Genomic DNA, 22,734 nt, shown 5'->3' with positions numbered 1-22,734 from the left:
GTTTTGAAGCGCTTCTTCACCCGAAGCGGTGACCACTTCGCTTGAGAGCGCTCTAGTAAGTCGAGCAGGTCGTCGGCATCGTGGCGGCGGTCGGGGCGTAGAACACGCAGACAGACTGCCGCGGCCGTGTAAAGGCAACGTCGGTGAGATTGATGCCGCTCTTGGCCATCACGTAGCCGATGGTTGGGACGTATTTGTAGCTGACTTCGCTGAAGATCAGATAGGTGCCCGCGACCAGCAGCGCCGACGGCACGAGGCTCGTCACAATGTCACCCTGGCTGCGGGTCGAGGCCGACAGCGTGGCCTGCGTGGCACCGGAGGCGATCGTGCCCGCCTTGCTCCACTGGATATGCGCGATCTTGGAATTGTCGACGTAGATTTCCGACAACGTGACTTTGGTCGGCGACGCATCGTAGGGCGTCATGATGCCGACGCTGGCGCTGAAGAAATTCTGCAGATCGGAGTCCACCACCTGCGTCGACTGCGAGGTCAGATCTGACGCGGCACGCGCCATCAGCGTGACCTTGCGGTCGACCGCGACACCGGACGAAAACTCGACGGTACCGAAGAACATCACCAGCATCAGCGGCAGGATGAAGGCGAATTCGACGGCGGCGAGGCCCCGGCGGTCATAGCGGAAAGCAACGACAAAGCGCAGCAAGGCTGCAGGCAGCGTTTTCATGACCTTGCTCATGAGCATGTCGTGCCGGCTGTTCCGGAGGGCTCGTTCTTGAATGTCGCGGTCGCGATCAGGAGCCGCTTGCCGTTGGTGAGGTAGGCGGAGCTGAACAGCTTGGTGACAAATATCGGCCACTGGTAGAACAGTCGGACCACCACGACGTCGCCGTCCTTGCCTGGACACCATTTCACCTGACTGGGATCGGTGATCGGCGTGAGGTTGACGGTCGAAAAACTCGTCGCAGGATAGCTGCGCACGTCAACGTAGATGCCGTTCGTGCAATCGAACAACGCGCTGCTGACCTCGCCGCAGACGAATTTCTTGAAATCGTCCTGGCTATAGTTTGCGCCCTGGGCTTGGCCGGTCATGACGAAGCGGGACGAATCCTGCGTCGCCGTCTCGAGCACCTGGCTGGCGAAGAAGATCATCGCCACTTCGATGATCGCAAACAGCAGCGCGAAGAACGGCGGCGCGACCAGCGCGAATTCGACCGCCGTCGCACCACGGCGATTGCGGCGGAAGCGACGGAGGAGGCTCATGAATGAATGAGCGGGCGGCGGCATCAACGACCCCGGATCAACATGGCGGCAGCAACAACAAGACAACGACAAGACTCACTACCCAAGACTCATTGTCGAAGTATTTCGCCGGATCGAGACAGAGCGACCCGATCCGTTAGGCTTTTCTTAACCATGACGGGGACAACGGCGATCGAGGGCCCGGCTTGTGGAAGCGCCGGCACGCGTCAGTTCTGCGGCTTGCCACCCGCGCCGGACCCGGATGCCTGGCTGCTGAGTGAACCGGCCTGGTCCATGGTCGACTTGAAGTAGGTCTCGCCGTCGCCAAGGGTGATGCGGCGCTGACAGACCGGCATGCAGCTGTAGGTCTCCCGATCGACCCCGCGATAGACGGTCACAAGCTGGTCGGTCGGACCTTCGACCTGGATCTGGCGATCCACCAGCACCTGGCCGGTGCGGTCGAGCGCGATGAAGTTGGTTGCGCCGTAGCCCTTGCCGGTCACCACGACGACGCCGCCATTCTGCAAGGTGACGTCGGCAATCAGAGGGTTGCCGACCACGATGGTGGCGATGCCGCCGGGCAGCTTGACGAGCTTGGCCTGGTCGACATTGACCGCAATGCGGTCCGGATCGGGCGCCGCGGTTACGAATGCGGGCCACAGCAACACGGCTGCGGCCAGCGAGATGAATCCAATGCGCGCGACGGCGCGAATACGTTGGGACTGAAACGACATACTCTACCCCGGGACGTGTACGAGCCGGCAAAAGCGATACGCAGCGGACCGGCGCCCGACGCTGCCAAATCTGACGGCAATTCATTTAAGAAGAGCAAAAATCGACCGCTGAATTGCGCGGATGTCGCGACTTCCGGAGCGGATCAGTCGGCGGCCTAGTAACCCCCGGGAAAATACCGATCCCGCCGGGACAGCCGCAACCTAGCCGGTCGCACGCACATGGATCACGACGCGGTCGTCGGCGTAGAGGCGCCGCCAGCCGTCGATGTGATCGAGCAATTTGGAGGCCGGCGTCGCCGGGTCGAGCATCACCGCGTCGATGTCGTAGGCCTTGAGCAGATCGAGGAAGCCGCCGACATCCTTGAGCTGGAGCGCACGGTAATAATCCATCTCGAACTTTTCGCCGTAGAGCTCGGCACGGCCGTCGACGAACACCGGCACCTGACGCCAGATCAGGTAGCCGCCGAACTGCAGATCGTGGAGCACGCGCCGCGCGCTGTACGCCTTCAGCGCGTCGACCGCAGCAGCCGGCGAGTGGATCGGCGGCGGCGATATGGTCTGGCGCGCCGCAACGATCGCCGTCGAGACGCACAGCGCGGCGATCAGCATGGCCGCTGGCGCGGCCTTCAGCCGGACGGCGCTCACGGCACGCAGGCCGAACTGGGTTGCCACCGGGGTGAGCGCAGCCAGCGGCAGCAGCAGGGCGAACAGCTCGAGATTGCGGACATGGGACAGCGCCATGTGCAGCAAGCCCAGCACCAGGGCGATCCGCGGCAGCGGCAGCTTCACCCCGCAATAGAGCGCTGCGCCGATCAGGCCGAGAATCGACAGCTCGAACGCATCGAGCTGGCTGAAATTCGCCGGCATCCATTCCGCAATGAGATGCAGCAGCTCGCCGAGGTTCAGGATCTTCAGCGAGGCCAGGATCGAACCCCAGCCATAGGGCGTGACGCAGCATGCGGCCAGCGCACCGATGCCGAATGCCGCCCAGCGCAGCGCCAGCTGCACCCGTTGCACAGGCAGGGCATTCCACATCGCGTCGAGCGCGAAGGCGCCGGCCAGCACCAGTCCGAACAGGAAGCCGCCATGCAGGTTGGCCCAGAGCGCGATCAGCGGCAGCAGCCAGACCGAGGGCGCCGCGCGGCGTTCGCTGGCAACCATCAGGCCGTTGGCCCAGACCAGCATGATCGGCAGCACCAGCACATGCGGACGGGCGAGCAGATGCCCGCATGTCAGCACCAGCGCCGCGAGCGCGATCAGGCTCGCATGGATCGTCGGCACGGCGCGGCTGAGGATCGCGGTGAGCAGCGCAAAGGTGGCGGCGCCGCAGGCGGCGGCCAGCACCGCCGGTCCGGTCCAGCCGGCAAGGTCATAGGCCTTCGCGAACAGCACCTGCGCCAGCCAGGACGACGACACCCATGGCTCGCCCGCCTTGGTGAAGGAATAGATGTCGACCGACGGCAGTGCGCGGTGGTCGAGAATCCAGCGGCCGACGGCAATCTGCCAGTAGGTATCGGAGTCGGCGAGCAGCCGGTCGCCGACGATCAGCAGCAGCGCGTAGACACCGCACGCCATCCAGAACCAGGCCGGGACCTCGGCGAGTACGGCGGTCCTGGCCTGCGGGACGGCTGCGGTCTCAGCACTCATGCGGACACAGACCGGTTGATGACGTCAATGCCGGAACGGATAGGCCAGCTGCCCGCCGATTTCCGCCGGCACGCCCTGCTCGGCGTCGACGCCGTAATCGTCCGGCAGCTTGCCTTCGGGCATCCGGAACGTTCCGAACAGAATGTCCCAGAGCGGAAACGTGCCGGCGAAATTGGTGTCGCCGCCTTCTTCCAACGCGGTGTGATGCCAGCGGTGAAACACCGGCGTGGCGATCACATATCTGAACGGGCCGAGCGTCCAGTTCAGATTGGCGTGCACGAATGCCGAGTGGAATGTGGTGAACGGGCCGACCCACAGCATGATGTTCGGCGAGATGCCGGCCATCAGCAGGATGACGTCGACCGTGATCGTGCCGATCAGGAGATTGACGGGATGGAAGCGCGCCGCCGAGATCCATTCCAGATCCTCGGAGGAGTGATGAATGGCGTGGTACTTCCAGAAGGCGCCGCCGTGAAACATCCGGTGCAGCCAGTACAGCATGAAGTCGGACGCGACCAGGAAGATGATCGACTGCATCCAGAGCGGCAGCTGCGCCAGCGGGCCATGCCCGTTCTCATAGAATGCAATCAGCTCGTCGGCGCCGTGCACGTTGAAGACCGCGGCCGCGCCGACCACCAGCAGTCCGATGCGCAGCACGCGGGCGAACACCGGCACGAAGAACCAGTAACAGATGTCGGTGACCAGCTCGCGCTTCTGCCACCACGGCTTGCCGGGATTGCAGGCCCAGTAATGAGTGAGCACCGTGAAGAACAGTGCCAGCGCGATCGTGATCGGCACCACCCGCATCATCGTCTGGCCGAGCATCTCGATGACTTCGATCGGAAGGGTGGACATTGGCAGCCTCATTTCACGGAAGCCCCATGAGTATAGCTGTGCGCTTAAGGAGCCGTGAATGGATGCCGGCAGCGGCCGCTCCGGAAACAATCCGCAATTTTAGCAGGCCGTTTAATCCCAAATTTACTGTGCGCAACAACAGCGGGTTCCCCCGAAGTTTATGCAATCAAATTAACTGCACCGAAATCGTCCAACCGTAGGGTGCCGCAATGGTCACGGTGCTGAGAACGCCGGCGAGACCAAATCTAGTTCGACCAGCCACGTGTACACAGGAGTGATTTTATGAAGAACCTCGTTTCGCGCTTCGTGAAGGACGAGTCCGGCGCGACCGCCATCGAGTACGGCCTGATTGCCACCGGCATCGCCATCGCGATCATCGCTGCGGTCAACGGCGTCGGCTCGAAGCTCTCGGGTACCTTCAACTCGATCTCGGGTTCGCTGAAGTAAGCCGGATCCTGCGAATTCGCATCAAAGGTCCCGGCAGCCCCGGGACCTTTGCTATTTGTCGGGGACCGATCGGGGCTCGTTTTGAAGGCGCCGGCGATCCTTTCCCGATTATTCACCATTGGCCGCTAGCGTCGGGTCTCGACCGCAGCTCCAGCTTGACGGCATGAATCCATGATCCTCGACATCGCCCGCTTGATGCTGTTTCCGGCCCTGATGGCCTTCGCGGCGGCGAGCGATCTGTTGACCATGACGATCCCGAACCGGATCTCGCTGGCGCTGGTGGCCGGCTTCTTCGTGCTGGCGCCGTTGACCGGGATGGGCGTCCACGAGATCCTCACCCACGCCGGCGCCGGTGCGCTGGTGCTGGTGGTGGCGTTCGGCATGTTTGCGATGGGCTGGGTCGGAGGCGGCGACGCCAAGGTCGCGGCCGCGGCCGGCCTCTGGTTCGGGTTCGAGCATCTGCTCCCCTATCTGGTGTTCGCGTCGCTGTTCGGCGGGGCGCTGACGGTGCTGCTGCTGCAACTGCGACAATGGCCGCTGCCCTACCCGCTTGCGTCCCAGGCCTGGCTGAGCCGCCTGCACGACAAGCAGACCGGAATCCCCTACGGCATTGCGCTCGCCCTCGGCGCCCTGCTGATCTATCCCGAGACGGACTGGATCAAGACGATCGATCTCGCGCACTTCGCCATGCGCTGAAAAGGCGGGCGGTAACCGCCCGTTAAGGCGATTTAGATACGCCTCATTAACCATGCTTTGACGAATAGCTGGTCAACTCCCATCACGGCGGCGGCAGCGTCGCGGCGTCATGTGGAAAGTGAAGCGTAATGGATAGGGCCCGCATTCTGGTCTTGGCAATTGCAGGCTGCGCCGGCATTGCGGCGCTCTATTTGGCAAGCGGAGGCGAGGACAAGCCGGCGCCTCCTCCGCCGGTCGCGCAATTGCCTACCGTCGACATCCTGGTCGCGCGCACCGACATCGGTCTCGGCCAGGCGGTGAAGCCCGAGGATGTGCAGTGGCAGACCTGGCCGGCCGCGACCGCCAGCGCCAGCTTCATGCGCAAGGACAGCAACGCCGACGCCATCAAGGACGTCACCGGCTCGATCGCACGCGCCCCGTTCATCCAGGGTGAACCGATTCGCGAACAGAAGCTGGTCAAGGCCGACGGCAGCGGCTTCATGGCCGCAATCCTGCCCACCGGCATGCGGGCGGTATCGACCGAAATCTCGCCCGAGACCGGCGCCGGCGGCTTCATCCTGCCGAACGACCGGGTCGACGTCCTGCTCTCGAAGCGGGACAAGAATCCGGACCGCAACGGCGCCGACATCGTCAACTCCGAGGTCATCCTGACCAACGTTCGCGTGCTCGCGATCGACCAGGCGCCGAAGGAGAAGGACGGCACCAACGCACTGATCGGCAAGACGGTGACGCTGGAGCTGAAGCCCGAACAGACCGAGACGCTGGCGCGCGCGCGCCAGAGCGGCGTCCTGTCGCTGGCGCTGCGCAGCATCGCCGACAACAACGCGCCCGAGACCAAGACCGACGAGATCCGTAAGCGCGGTGAGACGATCAACGTCATCCGCTTTGGCGTTGCCAACCAGGCAACGATGCAGAAGTGACCATGAGGATACACGTGATGATGGGCGGGGCAACTCAACGGACAATGCGGGCCTTCATGGTCCGCGCTTTGTCGTTCTCGGCCGTCACGGCGTTTACGCTCAACCCGGCGCTGACGCCGGTGATCGCAAGCGACTACCGCGCCGCGCCCGCCCCAGCCGCGTCGGCCGATGGCGGCCAGATGAATGCCCGTTTCCTCGCACTCGGCGTCGGCAAATCGATCGTGATCGATCTGCCGAGGGACATCAAGGACGTGCTGGTCGCCGATCCCAAGATCGCCAACGCCGTGGTCCGCTCGGCGCAACGCGCCTACATCATCGGCGCGGCGGTCGGCCAGACCAACATCGTGTTCTTCGACGCAGCCGGACAGCAGATCGCGGCCTATGACATCGCGGTCAAGCGCGACCTCAACGGCGTGCGCGCTGCACTGCGGGCGGCGCTGCCGAATGCCGATATCCAGATCGAGGGCGTCGGCGAGGGCGTCATGCTGACCGGAAGCGCGGCGAGCCCGATCGAGGCACAGCAGGCCGCCGACATCGCCACGCGCCTGGTCGGCAGCGCCGACAAGGTCGTGAACTCCATTGCGGTTCGCGGCCGCGACCAGGTGATGCTGAAAGTCACCGTTGCCGAAGTCTCGCGCAGCCTGATCAAGCAGCTCGGCATCGACCTCACGGCAAACCTCAATTACGGCACGGCGGTGGTAAAGTTCGCCAACGCCAACCCGTTCACGGCGAACAATGCTCCGCTGGTGCCCAACAACGCGATCACCACGTCGTTCGGATCGTCGGTGTCGGCAACGATCCGAGCCATGGAAAGCGCCGGTGTCGTGCGGACGCTCGCCGAACCGAACCTGACCGCGATCTCGGGCGAATCGGCGACCTTCATCTCGGGCGGCGAATTCCCGATTCCGACCGGCGTGACCTGTCAGACCACGACGTCAGGCGCGATCGGACAGTGCGTTCAGACCGTCAGCTTCAAGAAATTCGGCATCTCGCTCAACTTCACGCCGGTGGTGCTGACCGAGGGACGGATCAGCCTGCGCGTGATGACCGAGGTGTCGGAAGTCTCGACCGAGAACTCGCTGACCGGCGGCGCCAATGGAACGACGATCCCCTCGATCAAGACCCGCCGCGCCGAAACCACGCTGGAAATTCCCTCGGGCGGCTCGATGGCGATGGCCGGCCTGATCCAGGACCAGACCAAGCAGGCGATCAACGGCCTGCCCGGGCTGGCGTCGCTGCCGGTGCTCGGCACGCTGTTCCGCAGCCGCGACTTCGTGAACAACCAGACCGAACTGATGGTGCTGGTGACGCCCTATATCGTCCGCGCGGTGGCGCAGAAGGACCTGTCGCGTCCGGATGACGGCTTCGCCAACGCCTCCGATCCGCAGGCCGACCTGCTGGGCAGCCTCAATCGCATCTATGGAGCGCCCGGCCGCACCACCGAGCCGGCGCGGAATTACCGCGGCACCTACGGCTTCATTACCGACTGAGGCGGACGATGACACAGACCACATCCAGGACACCCGCCGAACACAAGCGCAGCATCGGCCTGGCCGGCGCGCTGGTCGGCCTTGCCATGACGCTCGGCGCCTGCCAGCACGCCGCCGACAACAGCTTTGCGATGGTGAACTCGCCGGCCGACTATCGCGAGCGTCATCCGATCGCGGTCACCGAAGCCGATCGCTCGATCGTAGTCTTTGTCGGGCGCAGCCGCGGCGGCCTGACCGCGGAGCAGCGCGCCGAGGTGATGGGGATGGCGCAGGACTGGATGCGCGAAGGCACCGGCGCCGTCACCATCGACGTGCCCGCCGATACGCCGAACGCGCGCTCCGCCCAGGAATCCCTGCGCGAAATCCAGGCGACCTTCACCGCCGCCGGCGTGCCGCCGCGCGGGATCGTGGTTCGCAAATATCGTCCCGACGATCCGCGCCAGATGCCCGCGATCCGCGTCAACTATCCGAAGATGAAGGCGGTCGCCGGACCGTGCGGCCTGTGGCCGGAAGATCTCGGTCCGTCGATCCACAACGGGTCCTACAACGAGAACAAGCAGTACTACAATTTCGGTTGCGCCAATCAGCGCAACCTCGCAGCCATGGTCGAGGACCCGACTGACCTCGTGCAGCCGCGCGCGGAGACCCCTGCCTACACGGCGCGTCGCAGTATCGCCTTCGACAAATATCGCAAGGGCACCGCCACCGCCACGAATTATCCCGAGTCCGACAGGGCCAAGCTAAGCGACACAGGAAAATGATAACCTACGCGCAGCAAAACTCCGAAGAGCAGACGGACGCCCCGCCGCAGGCCGTGGACGACCATATTGCTCCGGCGCCGCGGGTTTCCGTCCAGGCGTTCTGCGAAACCGTCGAGACCGCCGCCGCGGTCCAGTCGGCGGGCGAGGATCGCCGGCTGGCCAAGGCCCACCTCAAGATCCAGATGGGCGGCATGGCGGCCGCCATCGAGGCCTATCGCTCCGCGCCGACGCCCAACGTCATCATCCTCGAGACCGAGGGCCGCAGCGACGTGCTGGCCGGCCTCGATCAGCTTGCCACGGTGTGCGACGCCGGCACCCGCGTGGTGGTGATCGGCCGGGTCAACGACGTCACGCTGTATCGCGAGCTGGTGCGCCGCGGCGTCAGCGACTACGTGATCGCGCCGGCGCATGCGATCGACGTGGTGCGCGCGGTCTGCAACCTGTTCTCGGCGCCGGAAGCCAAGGCGGTCGGCCGCATCGTCGCCGTGGTCGGCGCGAAGGGCGGCGTCGGCGCCTCGACGATCGCGCATAATGTCGCCTGGGCGATCGCCCGCGATCTGGCGCTGGATTCCGTGGTCGCCGACCTCGACCTCGCGTTCGGCACTGCCGGACTCAACTACAACCAGGACCCGGCGCAGGGCATCGCGGATGCCGTGTTCTCGCCGGATCGCGTCGATACCGCCTTCGTCGACCGCCTGCTGTCGAAATGCACCGACCATCTGAGCCTGCTGGCGGCGCCGGCGACGCTCGACAAGGTCTACGATTTCGGCGCCGAGGCGTTCGATGCGATCTTTGATACGCTGCGCACCACGATGCCCTGCATCGTGCTCGACGTGCCGCATCAATGGTCCGGCTGGACCAAGCGCGCGCTGATCGCGGCCGACGACATCCTGATCGTGGCGGCGCCCGACCTCGCCAATCTGCGCAACGCCAAGAACATGTTCGACCTGTTGAAGGCGTCGCGGCCGAACGACCGCGCGCCGCTGTACTGCCTGAACCAGGTCGGCGTGCCGAAGCGTCCGGAGATCGCAGCCGGCGAGTTCGCCAAGGCGATCGAAAGCCAGCCGATCGCGGCCATCCCGTTCGATCCGCAGATCTTCGGTTCGGCCGCCAATAACGGCCAGATGATCGCGGAGATTTCCGCCAATCACCGCGCGGTGGAGCTGTTCCTGCAGATGGCGCAGCGGCTGACAGGCCGCGGCGAGACCAAGAAGCCGAGGGGGTCCTTCCTGTCGCCCCTGCTCGAAAAGCTGCGGTCCAAATAGTGGTCCGCGTGGAGTCAAGACGTCGTGTTTGGTAAGCGTAGCGGAAACGATGGGGACGTGCGGGCACCCAAGCCCGCTTTTCAGACGCCGGAGCCTGCCGGCCCGTCGACCATGCCGCGCGAGTCCGCGGCACCGACGATCTCGTCGCCGCCGCTGGCACCGAGCAAGCCGCCGCCCGCTCCCGCCGTCGAGGCCCGCCGCTCCGACAACTACTACCAGGTCAAGGCGACGATCTTCGGTGCCCTGATCGAGGCGATCGACCTGGCCCAGCTTGCCAAGCTGGACAGCGAATCGGCGCGCGAGGAAATCCGCGACATCGTCAACGAGATCATCGCGATCAAGAACATCGTGATGTCGATCGCCGAGCAGGAAGAGCTGCTCGACGACATCTGCAACGACGTGCTCGGCTACGGCCCGCTCGAACCGCTGCTGTCGCGCGACGACATCGCCGACATCATGGTCAACGGCGCGGGCACGGTGTTCATCGAAGTCGCCGGCAAGATCCAGCGCACCGGAATCCGCTTTCGCGACAACCAGCAGCTGCTCAATATCTGCCAGCGCATCGTCAGCCAGGTCGGCCGGCGCGTCGACGAATCCTCGCCGATCTGCGACGCCCGCCTCGCCGACGGCTCGCGCGTCAACGCCATCGTGCCGCCGCTGGCGATCGACGGGCCCGCGCTCACCATCCGAAAATTCAAGAAGGACAAGCTGACGCTGGAGCAGCTCGTCAAGTTCGGCGCCATCACGCCGGAAGGGGCGACCATCCTGCAGATCATCGGCCGGGTCCGCTGCAACGTGATCATCTCCGGCGGCACCGGCTCGGGCAAGACCACGCTGCTGAACTGCCTGACCAACTATATCGAGCACGACGAACGCATCATCACCTGCGAAGACGCTGCCGAACTTCAGCTGCAGCAGCCGCATGTGGTGCGGCTGGAAACCCGGCCGCCGAACATCGAAGGCGAAGGTCAGGTGACGATGCGCGAGCTGGTGCGCAACTGCCTGCGTATGCGCCCCGAGCGGATCATCGTCGGCGAAGTCCGCGGACCCGAGGCGTTCGACCTGTTGCAAGCGATGAACACCGGCCATGACGGCTCGATGGGCACGCTGCACGCCAATAATCCGCGCGAAGCGCTGTCGCGCTGCGAATCCATGATCACTATGGGCGGATTCTCGCTGCCGTCGCGGACCATTCGCGAGATGATCTGCGCCTCGGTCGACATCATCGTGCAGGCCGCGCGCCTGCGCGACGGTTCGCGCCGCATCACCCACATCACCGAGGTGATGGGCATGGAAGGCGACACCATCATCACCCAGGACATCTTCCTGTACGACGTGGTCGGGGAAGACGCCAACGGCAAGATCATCGGCAAGCATCGCTCGACCGGCATCGGCCGGCCGCGTTTCTGGGAGCGTGCCCGCTACTACAATGAAGAGAAGCGGCTGGCGGCGGCGCTCGACGCCTCCGACGCACCCGCGCCGGTCTAGGGAGACGCCGGATGCAGATGCAGATGCTTGCTCTCGCCTTCCTCGCCGCCACCACCGTGGGCGGCCTCGCCTGGGTGTTCCTGTATCCTTACCTCTCCGGAGAGAAGAAGGCCGAGTCGCGCCGCGCATCGGTTGCGCGCAGCGAGCCCTCGACGACCCGGACGGCCGACCGCACGCAGCGTTCGCGCCGCGAGCAGGTCGAAGGATCGTTGAAGGAACTCGAGGCCCGCCGGCAAAAGGACAAGAAGGTCCCGCTCGGCATGCGCATCTCGCAGGCCGGGCTGGAATGGTCCGAGCAGAAATTCTGGATGATCTCCGGCGCCCTCGGCCTGTTCGGGTTCGGCGTGGCATTCTTGGTCGGCGGCGGCCTGCTCGGCGCGGCCGGCATCGGCTTTGCGATGGGTCTCGGCCTGCCGCGCTGGCTGCTCGGCTTCCTGAAGAAGCGGCGGGAGAAGGCCTTCCTGAAAGCGCTGCCCGATGCCGTCGACGTCATCGTGCGCGGCATCAAGGCCGGCCTGCCGCTGTTCGAATCGCTCAAGGCTGTGGTCAACGATGCGCCGGAACCGCTGCGCAGCGAGTTTCTCGCGATCATCGAGACCCAGGCGATCGGCATGCCGCTCGGCGAGGCCTGCGCCCGGCTCTATGAACGCATGCCGCTGCCGGAGGCGAACTTCTTCGGCATCGTGATCGCGATCCAGCAGAAGTCCGGCGGCAACCTGTCGGAAGCGCTCGGCAACCTGTCACGGGTGCTGCGTGACCGCAAGAAGATGGCCGAGAAGATCCAGGCGATGTCGATGGAAGCGAAGGCCTCCGCCGGCATCATCGGCTCGTTGCCGCCGATCGTGATGATCCTCGTGTTCCTGACGACGCCGGACTACATCGCCCTGCTCTGGACCAACTCGATGGGACAGCTGATGCTGGTCGCCTGCGCGCTTTGGATGACATGCGGCGTCCTGGTGATGAAGAAGATGATCAACTTCGATTTCTGACGGTGCAGCATGATTGATATTCTGGTTGCCAAGCTCCACGACGTCAGGTTCATGACCATGCTGCTTGCCTTCTTCGCGGCAAGCGCGACGGTCTATACGCTGGTGATGCCGCTGCTCGCCGGCGGCGATCTCAACAAGCGCATGAAGGCGGTGGCCAGCGAGCGCGAACGGCTCCGGCAGCGCGAACGCGAACGGCTCTCCAAGACGGAGAAGGTGGCACTGCGGCAAACGCCGAAGCAGGTCGTCTCCAGGGTGGTGGACGACCTCAACCTCACCAAATGGCTGGCCCAGGAAGCAGCGCTCGAGAAGCTCGTGATGGCGGGCTATCGCGGCCACGCGCCCTACGTCACCTTCCTGTTCGCCCGCGCGGTGACGCCGATCGTGCTGCTGCTCGGCGCCATCATCTATACGTTCTTCATCGCCGGCGCCGGCTGGTCGCTCACGATCAAGATCGGCATTTGCGTCGCCGCGGCCTATGCCGGCCTGCAGGCGCCGATGCTGTTCCTGAAGAACGCGATCTCCAAGCGTCAGCTCCAGATCAAGCGTGCCTTCCCTGATTCGCTGGATCTGCTGCTGATCTGCATCGAATCAGGCATGTCGGTCGAGGTCGCGTTCCGCAAGGTGGCCAACGAGATCGCCGGACAGTCGATCGCGCTGTCGGAGGAGTTCGCGCTGACCACCGCGGAACTGTCCTATCTACAGGACCGCAAGTCCGCCTACGAGAACCTGGCGCGCCGCACCGGGCTCGAGGGCGTCAAGTCGGTGTGCATGGCCTTGCAGCAGTCGGAACGCTACGGCACGCCGCTCGGCCAGAGCCTGCGCGTGATGGCGCAGGAAAACCGCGACATGCGCATGAACGAGGCCGAGAAGAAGGCGGCGGCATTGCCGCCCAAGCTGACCGTGCCGATGATCCTGTTCTTCCTGCCCTGCCTGTTCATCGTGATCCTCGGGCCGTCCTACATCAAGATCGCCACGATGCATTGAATTTGCGCGACGACGCATACGAGAACGCCCGGCATTGCCGGGCGTTTCTCTTTGTGCGTATGGGGCACGGGTATCGCGAAGCTGCAAGAGGTGACGTTAGTCGTCCTTGGCGACGACGGGTGCGGCGCGCGACGCGGTCTTCGGCCCGTCCTTGCGGTTCAGCATGTCGCGGAGATAGGCGACATTGGCCGCCGCCTCGTCTGCCGGCAGATCCGCCTTGACGATCGTCTCGGCCTCCGCGAAGCGGCCCTGCAGGCCGACCACCAGCGCGAGGTTCTGCCGGATCCTGGTGTCGGCGCGGGCGCTGGCATAGGCCTGGCGCAGCGTCTCCTCCGCCTTCGGCAATTCCTTGGTCAGCATGTAGGACAGGCCGAGATTGGACAGCACCGAGGGCTCGTCCGGAGCCAGCCGCAGCGCGCTGGCGTAATAGCGCCGCGCCTCCTCGTGCCGGTTCAACTTGTCGAGCGTGGTTCCCTGCACCGAGAGGATCCGCCAATCCGGATTGTCCGGGCTGTGCGCGCGGCTCAGCACGTCGAACGCGGCCTGCGAATTGCCGTTGTCGGCGAGCGCCCGGCCATAGGCCGCGAGCAGCGCCTTGTTGCCGGGGCTGGCGATGGTCGCCTGCTCCAGCACGGCGCAAGCCTGCGAGCGCTGTCCGGTCATGCGCAGCGCGTGGCCATAAGCGATAGCAGCCTCGACATCCTTGGGATTCTTGCGATAGCGCTCGCCATAGACCTCGGCGGCGCGGCGCGGATCATCGGGCGTGGCGGGGGTGGGGTCCGAGCGGGACGCAATCGATCCCGTCACGTCGGACATGGTCTGACAGCCGCCAAGCCCTGCGGCGAGGACCGCCACGAAGGCTGCGGAAGCGAGATGCCGGGTCAAATGGGAATGTCGACGCATGGCACTGTCACTCACGAAATCGGGCGAATGGCTCCAACCGAGCGTGCCAGCAATAGACTGTTAACCCTAACGTCTGGTTAACTGGCGGCACGAGGGACCGGCGCGCCGGTTCCGATTCTGCAAGGCCTTGTGACCGCGGCCGCGCTACCATCCGCCGTGAAAGGCGTGTAGTCACCAGCCACGACGCCAGAACAGCCGAGAGCCGCATGCCATCCGTGTTCGAGACCGCCCCCACGACCGCCGCCACGCCGATCACCTTCGTCACCAAGGCGACCTGGGATGCGGTCCGCGACGAGCTGTCGGCGCCGGCGCGCCAGTTCGCCGAGGCCAACCGCTTCGAGGCCAAGCCGGGCAAACTCCTCGTTCTGCCGGCGGCCGATGGCGGCATCGCGCAGGTGCTGTTCGGCCTCGAGGACACGGACCACAAGGCGCGCGATCCGTTCCGGCCCGGCGCCCTGCCCGGTCTGCTGCCGCCCGGCATCTACCGCTTCGCCAATGCGCCGCATGACACGCGGCTCGCCGCGCTCGCCTTCGCGCTGGGCTGCTACCGCTTCGGCCGCTATCGCAAGAACAAGGCTCCCGAGGTCCGCCTGGTGCCGCCCGACGGCATCGATGCCGCCGAGATCGCGCGGATGGCGGACGCCGCGGCGCTGGCGCGGGACCTCATCAACACGCCGTCCAACGACATGGGCCCGGCCGAACTCGCCGAGGTGGCGCGCGATCTCGCCAGCCGGTTCGGCGCCGCCTTCAATTGCATCGGGGGCGAGGAGCTGGCGCAGAATTTTCCGCTGATCCACGCCGTCGGCATGGCCTCGACGCGCGGCCCCCGGCTGATCGAGCTCTGCTGGGGCGATCCTGCCCATCCAAAGGTGACGCTGGTCGGCAAGGGCGTCTGCTTCGACACCGGCGGGCTCGACCTCAAGCCGTCGAGCGGCATGCTGCTGATGAAGAAGGACATGGGCGGCGCCGCCAATGTGCTGGCGTTGGCGCAGATGGTGATGGACGCCAGGTTGAAGCTGCGGCTGCGCGTACTGATCCCGGCGGTCGAGAATGCGGTCGCCGGCAATGCGTTCCGCCCGCTAGACATCTTCAGGTCGCGCAAGGGCATCACGGTGGAGATCGGCAACACCGACGCCGAGGGACGGCTGGTGCTCGCCGACGCGCTGGCGCTGGCCGACGAGGAGACGCCGGATCTGCTGGTCGATTTGGGCACGCTGACCGGCGCCGCGCGGGTGGCGCTGGGCCCGGATCTGCCGCCGTTCTACACCAATGACGAAGCACTCGCCGCCGACGTCGCAGCTCATGCGACAAGCGAGAACGATCCGTTGTGGCGGATGCCGCTGTGGCCGGCTTACGATGCCTGGCTCGATTCCAAGACCGCCGACATCAACAACGCGCCGTCGGGCGGTTTCGCGGGCTCGATCACCTGCGCGCTGTTCCTGCAGCGCTTTGTCGAGCACGCGCGGAGCTGGCTGCATGTCGACATCTATGGCTGGACGCCGTCGGCAAAGCCGGGCCGCCCCGAAGGCGGCGAATGCCAGGCGTCGCGCGCGATCTACAAACTGTTGAGCCGGCGCTATGCATGATGCCAGACTGACGCCGGCCCGTGCCGACCTCGCCGCGAAATATCTCGAGGGCAAGGTCCAGGCGGCGCGCTTCGTCGACGGCACGCTGTTCGAGGTTGGTGAGGCGATCGCGCCGCTGCGCCGGGCACCGGCAAGCGATGCCGAGCAGATGACGCAGACGCTGCGCGGCGAGCGCGTCACGGTCTACGATCGCAACGGCGAAGGCTGGGCCTGGGGCCAATTGGCCGATGACGGCTATGTCGGCTGGTTACCCGAGGCCGCGCTGACGACGCCCGGTGCGACCCCGACGCACAAGGTGACGGCGCTGCGCACGCTGGCGTTTCCGGGACCGTCGATCAAGCTGCCTCCGGTCGAAGCGCTGGCAATGGGGAGCAAGCTCGCGATCCTCCGCGAGGACGGCGTTTTCGCACTGACCCGCGAGGGCTGGTACCTGCCGCGCCAGCATCTCGCACTGCTCGACGCGATGGCGCAGGATTTCGTCGGGATCGCTGAGCAATTCGTCGGCACGCCCTATCTCTGGGGCGGCAAGTCGAGCCTCGGCATCGACTGCTCGGGCCTGGTGCAGATCGCGCTGACCGCCGCCGGCATCGGCTGCCCGCGCGACAGCGACATGCAGCAGGACGGACTCGGCCGCGAACTGAGTTCAGCGGAATCGAAGCACCTGCAACGCGGCGACCTGATCTTCTGGAAGGGCCATGTCGCCATCGCGCGCGATGCGACCACGATCGTGCACGCCAACGCGCATCATATGGTGACCGTGGTGGAGAACACGCAGGCCGCGATCGCAAGGATCAAGGCTGCCGGTAGCGAGGTCACCGCGATCAAGCGGCTCTGAACCTGTCATTCCGGGGCGGCGCGGAGCGCCGAGCCCGGAATCCATCCATCCACCGAACATGCGGGCCGATGGATTCCGGGCTCTCGCTTCACGAGCCCCGGAATGACGAGTATGGGTTACGTCGCCACCGACCCGTCGCCGGCCGCTTCGATGCGGAACGCGGCCGCGAACAGCGCGCGGGTGTAGTCGCTCTTCGGGTTCTTGAACAGCTCGGAGGCCGGCCCCTCCTCCTCGATCTTGCCGGATTTCATCACGATCAGGTGGCTCGCGAGCGAGGCGACCACGCGCAGATCGTGCGAGATGAACATGTAGGTGAGGTCGCGCTTGCGCTGCAGGTCGCGCAGCAGATCGACCATCTGGGCCTGCAGCAGCATGTCGAGCGCCGAGGTCGGCTCGTCCAGCACGACGAAGTTCGGCTCCAGCACCACCGCGCGCGCGATCGAGATGCGCTGGCGCTGACCGCCGGAGAATTCGTGCGGGTAGCGGAAGCGCCAGTCCGGATCGAGGCCGACATCCTTCATGGCCTTGATCACCCGCGCCTCGCGCTCCTCGCGCGACAGCTGCTTCTGGTGCACTTCGAGCCCCTCGGCGATGATGTCGGCGACCGACATGCGCGGGCTGAGCGAACCGAAGGGATCCTGGAACACGATCTGCATGTCGCGACGGAACGGCCGCATCTGCTTGAAGCGCAAGCCCTGGATGTCGTTGCCGAGGAACACGATCGGGCCATCGGAGGAGATCAGCCGGAGCAGCGCGAGCCCAAGCGTGGTCTTGCCGGAGCCGGATTCGCCAACCACGCCGAGCGTCTCGCCCTTGCGCACCGCGAGGCTGACGCCATCGACCGCCTTGATGTGGCCGACGGTCGAGCGCAACAGCCCGCGCTTGATCGGAAACCAGACCTTGAGATTGTCCGCCGACATCACGACGGGCGCGCCCGGCTGTGGCGGCGCCGGATCGGGCTTCGGCTCGGCCGCGAGCAGCGCCTTGGTATAGGCGTGCTGCGGGGCGGTGAAGACCTGCTCGACCGACCCCTGCTCGACGATCTTGCCGTTGTTCATCACGCAGACCGTGTCGGCGATGCGGCGGACGATGCCGAGATCGTGGGTGATGAACAGCAGGCTCATGCCGAGCCGCGCGCGGATCTCGGCCAGCAGCGCCAGGATCTGGGCCTGCACGGTGACGTCGAGCGCAGTGGTCGGCTCGTCCGCGATCAAGAGATCAGGCTCGTTGGCGAGCGCCATGGCGATCATCACGCGCTGGCGCTGGCCGCCGGACAATTGGTGCGGATAGCTCTTCAGCCGGGTCTCCGGCTCGGGGATGCCGACCTGGCCGAGCAATTCCAGCGTCCGGGCCCGCGCCGCCGCGCCGCCGATGCCTCGGTGCAGCGACAGGATCTCGCCGATCTGGGTCTCGATGGTCTGGAGCGGATTGAGCGAGGTCATCGGCTCCTGGAAGATGATCGAGATGTCGTTGCCGCGAACCTCGCGCATCTCCCGGTCGGACGCAGTCAGGAGATCGCGGCCGCGGAAGCGGATCGCGCCGGTCGGATGCGAAGCCGTCGGATACGGCAACAGCTTCAGCACCGACAGCGCGCTGACGGATTTTCCCGAACCGGATTCGCCGACCAGCGCGACGCACTCGCCGCGCTTGATCGAGAACGAGATGCCGTCGACCGCAAGCGAGCGGCCGAAGGCCACCGAGAGGTCGCGGACATCGAGCAGAGGCTGGTTGACCGCGTCCATGCGTCAGCCCTTCGAGAACGTCTTGCGCGGATCGAAGGCGTCGCGCGCGGCTTCGCCGATGAAGATCAGAAGCGACAGCATGATCGCGACCGAGAAGAAGCCGGTGAGACCGAGCCACGGCGCCTGCACATTGGCCTTGCCCTGCGACAGCAATTCACCGAGCGAGGGCGAGCCGGGCGGTAGGCCGAAGCCGAGGAAGTCCAGCGCCGTCAGCGTCATCACCGAGGACGAGACGATGAAGGGCAGGAACGTCATGGTCGCGACCATCGCGTTGGGCAAGAGATGGCGGAACATGATGACGCCGTTGGAGACACCGAGCGCGCGTGCCGCCTGGATGTATTCGAAGTTGCGACCGCGCAGGAATTCGGCGCGCACCAGGCCGACCAGCGAGACCCAGGAGAACAGCAGGAGGATGCCGAGCAGGATGAAGAAGCCGGGCGGCAGCACCGCCGAGATGATCAGGAGCAGATAGAGCGAGGGGATCGCGGTCCAGATCTCGATCAGGCGCTGGAAGATCAGATCGGTCCAGCCGCCGAAATAGCCCTGCACGCCGCCGGCGGCGATGCCGATGATCGAGGACAGGATAGTCAGGATCAGGCCGAACAGCACCGAGATGCGGAAGCCGTAGATCAGCCGCGCGACCACGTCGCGGCCCTGATCGTCGGTGCCGAGCCAGTTGTATTCGAGGTCGCGGCAGCCGGTGAGGCCCTTCTTCTGCACCACCTCCTTGCATTGGTCCTCGGTCAACAGCCAGGTCGGCTTCGACGGCGCTGGAGTCGGCAGATCCAGATTGTGGGTGTCGTAGGAGTAGCGGATCGGCGGCCAGATCATGCTGCCGCCCTTGGCGGCGATCTGCTTCTGCAGATAGGGATCGCGATAGTCGGCAGCGGTCTCGAAATCGCCGCCGAAGGTGGTCTCGGCATAGCTCGTCACGACAGGCCAATAGTAATGGCCGTCATACTTCACGAGCAGCGGCTTGTCGTTGGCAATGAAATTGGCAAACAGCGACAGCACGAACAGCACCAGAAAGATCCAGAACGACCAGTAGCCGCGCCGGTTCGCCTTGAAGTTCTGCCAGCGCCGCTGGTTCAGCGGTGACGGCGTGAAGGCGTGGCGGGTGGCGGGCACCGCCTCGCCCATCGGCGATTGCGTCGTGGTCTCGACCGGCCGGGGCGCGAGCATCGACATCACACCTCCCGCGCCTCGAAGTCGATCCGGGGATCGATCCACATATAGGCCAGATCGGAGATCAGATTGACCACCAGTCCGACCAGCGAAAAGATGAACAGCGTCCCGAACACCACCGGATAGTCGCGGTTCAGGACGCTCTCGAAGCCGAGCAGCCCGAGCCCGTCGAGCGAGAAGATGGTTTCGATCAAGAGTGAGCCGGAGAAGAAGGCGTGGATGAACGCGCTGGGGAAACCCGCGATCACGATCAGCATCGCGTTGCGGAAGACGTGGCCGTACAGCACCTGGCGCTCGCTGCAACCCTTGGCCCGCGCCGTCATCACATATTGCTTGCGGATCTCGTCAAGGAATGAGTTCTTGGTCAGCAGCGTCATGGTGGCGAAGGCGCCGAGCGCCATCGATATCAGCGGCAGCGTCAAATGCCAGAAATAGTCAATGATCTTCCAGTACCAGGGGAACTGCGACCAGCCGTCCGAGGTCAGACCGCGCAGCGGGAAGATGTTGAGGAACGAGCCGCCGGCGAACAGGATGATCAGCAGGATCGCGAACAGGAAGCCGGGGATCGCAAAGCCCACGATGATCACGGCCGAGGTCCAGGTGTCGAACCGCGACCCGTCTTTCACCGCCTTGCGGATACCGAGCGGGATCGAGATCAGGTAGGTCAGCAGCGTCATCCAGATGCCGAGCGACATCGAGACCGGCAGCTTCTCCTTGATCAGCTGCAACACGCTGACGCTGCGGAAATAACTTTCGCCGAAGTCGAAGCGCGCGAAATTCCACACCATCAGCGCGAACCGCTCCGGCGCCGGCTTGTCGAAGCCGAATTGCACCTCGAGCTTCTTGATGAAGTCAGGGTCGAGCCCCTGCGCGCCGCGATATTTCGAATTGATCGCACCGCCTGCTCCGCCGCCCTGGCCGCGCTGCGCAGCGAAATCGCCGCCACCGCCGGAGACCCGCGAGGTGCCGCCGGTGTCGGCACCGTTAAGCTGCGCGATGACGCGCTCGATCGGGCCGCCGGGCGCGAACTGCACCACCACGAAGGAGACGAACAGGATGCCGAGCAGCGTCGGCAGCATCAGGAGGATACGTCGGGCGATGTAGGCGCTCATCGGCTACTTCGCCTGCTCGAGCTTCGCGGCCTTGGCCGCGTCATACCACCACAGGATACGCTCCCCCATGCTCGATGAGTAGTTGTCGATCTGATAGCGCGGCAGGGTCTTGGGATGATCGAAGACATCCCAATAGGCGACCCGATGCTTGTTGGAGTACCATTGCGGCACCCAGTAGCGGCCGGCGCGGAACACGCGATCGAACGCGCGGCAGGCGGTCGTCAGTTCGGCGCGGCTGTCCGCGGCGATGATCTTCTCGACCAGCGCATCGATCACCGGGCTCTCGATCCCGGCAAGATTGTAGGAGCCCTTGGTCTTGGCCGCCTGCGACGTGAAGAACGGCCGCATGCTGTCGCCGGGCGTCGCCGACGTGCTGAAGCGCTCCATCGTCATGTCGAAGTCGAAATCTTCGACCCGGGCCCGATACTGCACGGGGTCGACGAGGCGGAACGTCGCGTCGATGCCGAGCGTGGAGAGATTCTTGATGTAGGGCCCGTGATGCGGCTGCAGAGAGGACTCGTCGTTGAGGAATTCGATGGTGAAGGGCTCGCCGTTGGGCCGCACGCGCTTGCCGTCCTTGACCACATAGCCGGCCTCGGTGAGGAGCTGGCCGGCCTTGCGCAACAGCGCGCGATCCTGCCCCGAGCCGTCGGACGCCGGCGGCACGAAGGGCGCGCCGAACACCTCGTCGGGCACCTGGCCGCGAAACGGCTCGAGCAGCGCGAGCTCCTCCGGAGAGGGCGATCCGTTTGCCATCAGGTCCGAATTCTGGAACGGCGAGACGGTGCGCGCATAGGCGCCGTACATGATGGTCTTGTTGGTCCACTCGAAGTCGAAGGCGTAGATCAGCGCCTCGCGCACGCGCGGGTCCTTGAACTTGTCGCGGCGCATGTTGATGAACCAGCCCTGCGCGCCGGACGGCGTGTCGTCGGGGATCAGCTCCTGCTTGACGCGGCCTTCCTTGAGCGCGGGGAAATCGTAGCGCGTCGCCCAGACGCGCGCGGTGAGCTCCTCGCGGAACAGATAGTTCTTCGCGGTAAAGCCCTCAAAGGCGACATCGCGGTCGCGATAATATTCGTAGCGCACGGTGTCGTAATTATACAGGCCGCGGCTCACCGGCAGATCGGCGCCCCACCAATCCTTGACCCGATCATATTCGATGTAGCGGTTGACCTCGAATTTGCCGACCTTGTACGGCCCCGAGCCGAGCGGCGTATCGAGGGTCGATTCCTCGAACGCCCGCGTCGCATAATAGGCCTTCGAGAAGATCGGCAGGCTCGCGACGAACAGCGGCACGTCGCGCGCGCGCTTCTCCGTGAAGGTGACGAGCACCGTCGCATCATCGAGCGCGTCCGCCTTCACCATGTCGCGGAGCTGCACCACCACCAGCGGGTGCCCCTTGTCCTTGAGGATGTTCAGCGAAAAGGCGACGTCCTGCGTGGTCAGCTTGGAGCCGTCGTGGAAGCGCGCCTCAGGCCGCAACGTGAAGCGATATTCGCGTTTATCCGGCGAAATCCGCACCGACTTCGCCACCAGGCCGTAGACGGCATCCGGCTCGTCGGCCGCGCGCGCCATCAGCGTGGCAAAGGTCAGGTCCGCGCCCTGCGCGCCCTCGCCCTTCAGGATGAAGGCGTTGAGCGAGCTGAACGTGAAATACGACTGGTTGTTGGTGCGCACGGTCGGCACCATCGAGAACAACCCGCCTTTCGGCGCCTTCGCATTGACGAAGTCGAACTGCTGGAAATCCGCCGGGTATTTCAGGTCGCCGAACACCGACATGCCGTGCATCTCGGCGCCGTCTTCGGCTGCGGCAGGTACGGCACGCCATGCCGCTGCGCTCACCGCACCGATGCCGAGACCAAGTGCATGCCGGCGGGTCAATAGCGCCATGCGCGTTT

At 65.1% G+C, this 22,734-nt stretch carries 21 protein-coding genes; 11 read left to right on the top strand and 10 right to left on the bottom strand.

Translation table 11 applies throughout. The annotated features are described in order from the left end of the window. Nucleotides 1-52 precede the first annotated feature (52 nt). The 5 genes from ACVINW_RS15285 to ACVINW_RS15265 all read right to left on the bottom strand — a co-directional run bounded on the left by ACVINW_RS15285 (nt 53) and on the right by ACVINW_RS15265 (nt 4,433). Nucleotides 53-700: a TadE/TadG family type IV pilus assembly protein gene (locus tag ACVINW_RS15285; protein WP_456752067.1), complete on the bottom strand. Its 648-nt coding sequence runs from the start codon at nt 698-700 to the stop codon at nt 53-55. Then, the gene (locus ACVINW_RS15280) at nt 691-1,242 is read right to left on the bottom strand and encodes a TadE family protein (protein WP_456752066.1); all 552 of its coding nucleotides are present in this window, start codon (nt 1,240-1,242) and stop codon (nt 691-693) included. The genes ACVINW_RS15285 and ACVINW_RS15280 overlap by 10 nt, the downstream gene beginning before the upstream one ends. Before the next feature lie 182 nt (nt 1,243-1,424). Beyond that, entirely contained in the window at nt 1,425-1,931 is a 507-nt protein-coding gene (locus ACVINW_RS15275) for a pilus assembly protein N-terminal domain-containing protein (protein ID WP_456752065.1), read from the bottom strand. Between the two features lie 201 nt (nt 1,932-2,132). After that, a complete protein-coding gene (locus ACVINW_RS15270) occupies nt 2,133-3,578 on the bottom strand; it encodes a hypothetical protein (RefSeq protein WP_456752064.1) in 1,446 nt (481 codons plus the stop codon). A 24-nt stretch (nt 3,579-3,602) separates the two neighbouring features. After that, the gene (locus ACVINW_RS15265) at nt 3,603-4,433 is read right to left on the bottom strand and encodes a sterol desaturase family protein (RefSeq protein ID WP_456752063.1); all 831 of its coding nucleotides are present in this window, start codon (nt 4,431-4,433) and stop codon (nt 3,603-3,605) included. Nucleotides 4,434-4,715: 282 nt separating this feature from the next. On the opposite strand from ACVINW_RS15265, the gene ACVINW_RS15260 reads away from it, so the two are divergent. The 9 genes from ACVINW_RS15260 (at nt 4,716) to ACVINW_RS15220 (ending at nt 13,473) form a co-directional block, all read left to right on the top strand. Continuing rightward, entirely contained in the window at nt 4,716-4,880 is a 165-nt protein-coding gene (locus ACVINW_RS15260; RefSeq protein ID WP_139480303.1) for a Flp family type IVb pilin, read from the top strand. A gap of 171 nt (nt 4,881-5,051) precedes the next feature. Beyond that, nucleotides 5,052-5,576 carry an A24 family peptidase gene (locus tag ACVINW_RS15255; protein ID WP_016842641.1) on the top strand — a complete coding sequence of 175 codons (525 nt, stop codon included), beginning with the start codon at nt 5,052-5,054 and terminating at the stop codon, nt 5,574-5,576. A 128-nt stretch (nt 5,577-5,704) separates the two neighbouring features. Next, the gene (gene cpaB, locus ACVINW_RS15250) at nt 5,705-6,496 is read left to right on the top strand and encodes a Flp pilus assembly protein CpaB (protein WP_456752062.1); all 792 of its coding nucleotides are present in this window, start codon (nt 5,705-5,707) and stop codon (nt 6,494-6,496) included. A 17-nt stretch (nt 6,497-6,513) separates the two neighbouring features. After that, on the top strand, nt 6,514-7,986 hold the full coding sequence (locus ACVINW_RS15245) for a type II and III secretion system protein family protein (RefSeq protein ID WP_456752061.1): 1,473 nt from the start codon (nt 6,514-6,516) through the stop codon (nt 7,984-7,986). Nucleotides 7,987-7,994: 8 nt separating this feature from the next. Beyond that, nucleotides 7,995-8,747: a CpaD family pilus assembly protein gene (locus ACVINW_RS15240; RefSeq protein WP_456752060.1), complete on the top strand. Its 753-nt coding sequence runs from the start codon at nt 7,995-7,997 to the stop codon at nt 8,745-8,747. Then, on the top strand, nt 8,744-10,012 hold the full coding sequence (locus tag ACVINW_RS15235) for an AAA family ATPase (RefSeq protein ID WP_456752059.1): 1,269 nt from the start codon (nt 8,744-8,746) through the stop codon (nt 10,010-10,012). Before ACVINW_RS15240 ends, ACVINW_RS15235 begins: the two co-directional genes overlap by 4 nt. A 24-nt stretch (nt 10,013-10,036) precedes the next feature. Beyond that, nucleotides 10,037-11,500, top strand: a complete 1,464-nt coding sequence (locus ACVINW_RS15230) for a CpaF family protein (RefSeq protein WP_456752058.1) — start codon at nt 10,037-10,039, stop codon at nt 11,498-11,500. An 11-nt stretch (nt 11,501-11,511) separates the two neighbouring features. Next, nucleotides 11,512-12,489: a type II secretion system F family protein gene (locus ACVINW_RS15225; protein WP_456752057.1), complete on the top strand. Its 978-nt coding sequence runs from the start codon at nt 11,512-11,514 to the stop codon at nt 12,487-12,489. 9 nt (nt 12,490-12,498) lie between these two features. Then, nucleotides 12,499-13,473 (top strand): type II secretion system F family protein, encoded by a 975-nt coding sequence (locus ACVINW_RS15220; RefSeq protein WP_456752056.1) that lies wholly within the window; start codon nt 12,499-12,501, stop codon nt 13,471-13,473. Between the two features lie 96 nt (nt 13,474-13,569). Here the strand turns inward: ACVINW_RS15220 and ACVINW_RS15215 are convergent, their stop codons facing one another. Next, nucleotides 13,570-14,376 (bottom strand): tetratricopeptide repeat protein, encoded by an 807-nt coding sequence (locus ACVINW_RS15215; protein WP_456752055.1) that lies wholly within the window; start codon nt 14,374-14,376, stop codon nt 13,570-13,572. A gap of 206 nt (nt 14,377-14,582) precedes the next feature. Between ACVINW_RS15215 and ACVINW_RS15210 the strand changes: the two genes are divergently transcribed. After that, complete coding sequence (locus tag ACVINW_RS15210) at nt 14,583-15,962, top strand: leucyl aminopeptidase family protein (protein ID WP_456752054.1); 1,380 nt, start codon at nt 14,583-14,585, stop codon at nt 15,960-15,962. Then, nucleotides 15,955-16,797 (top strand): C40 family peptidase, encoded by an 843-nt coding sequence (locus ACVINW_RS15205; protein ID WP_456752053.1) that lies wholly within the window; start codon nt 15,955-15,957, stop codon nt 16,795-16,797. The genes ACVINW_RS15210 and ACVINW_RS15205 overlap by 8 nt, the downstream gene beginning before the upstream one ends. Before the next feature lie 116 nt (nt 16,798-16,913). Here the strand turns inward: ACVINW_RS15205 and ACVINW_RS15200 are convergent, their stop codons facing one another. From ACVINW_RS15200 to ACVINW_RS15185, 4 genes are read right to left on the bottom strand one after another with little or no spacing between them, the layout of a single operon-like run. Then, entirely contained in the window at nt 16,914-18,539 is a 1,626-nt protein-coding gene (locus ACVINW_RS15200; RefSeq protein WP_456752052.1) for an ABC transporter ATP-binding protein, read from the bottom strand. Nucleotides 18,540-18,542: 3 nt separating this feature from the next. Next, a complete protein-coding gene (locus tag ACVINW_RS15195; RefSeq protein ID WP_456752051.1) occupies nt 18,543-19,727 on the bottom strand; it encodes an ABC transporter permease in 1,185 nt (394 codons plus the stop codon). Continuing rightward, on the bottom strand, nt 19,727-20,836 hold the full coding sequence (locus ACVINW_RS15190; protein ID WP_456752050.1) for a microcin C ABC transporter permease YejB: 1,110 nt from the start codon (nt 20,834-20,836) through the stop codon (nt 19,727-19,729). The genes ACVINW_RS15195 and ACVINW_RS15190 overlap by 1 nt, the downstream gene beginning before the upstream one ends. A 3-nt stretch (nt 20,837-20,839) precedes the next feature. Continuing rightward, nucleotides 20,840-22,726 (bottom strand): extracellular solute-binding protein, encoded by a 1,887-nt coding sequence (locus ACVINW_RS15185; RefSeq protein ID WP_456752049.1) that lies wholly within the window; start codon nt 22,724-22,726, stop codon nt 20,840-20,842. Between the last annotated feature and the right edge of the window lie 8 nt (nt 22,727-22,734).

This window comes from Bradyrhizobium sp. USDA 4461, assembly GCF_054055655.1.
Note: the sequence above shows the minus strand (reverse complement) of the source record. Positions and strands in the feature narration are given on the sequence as shown.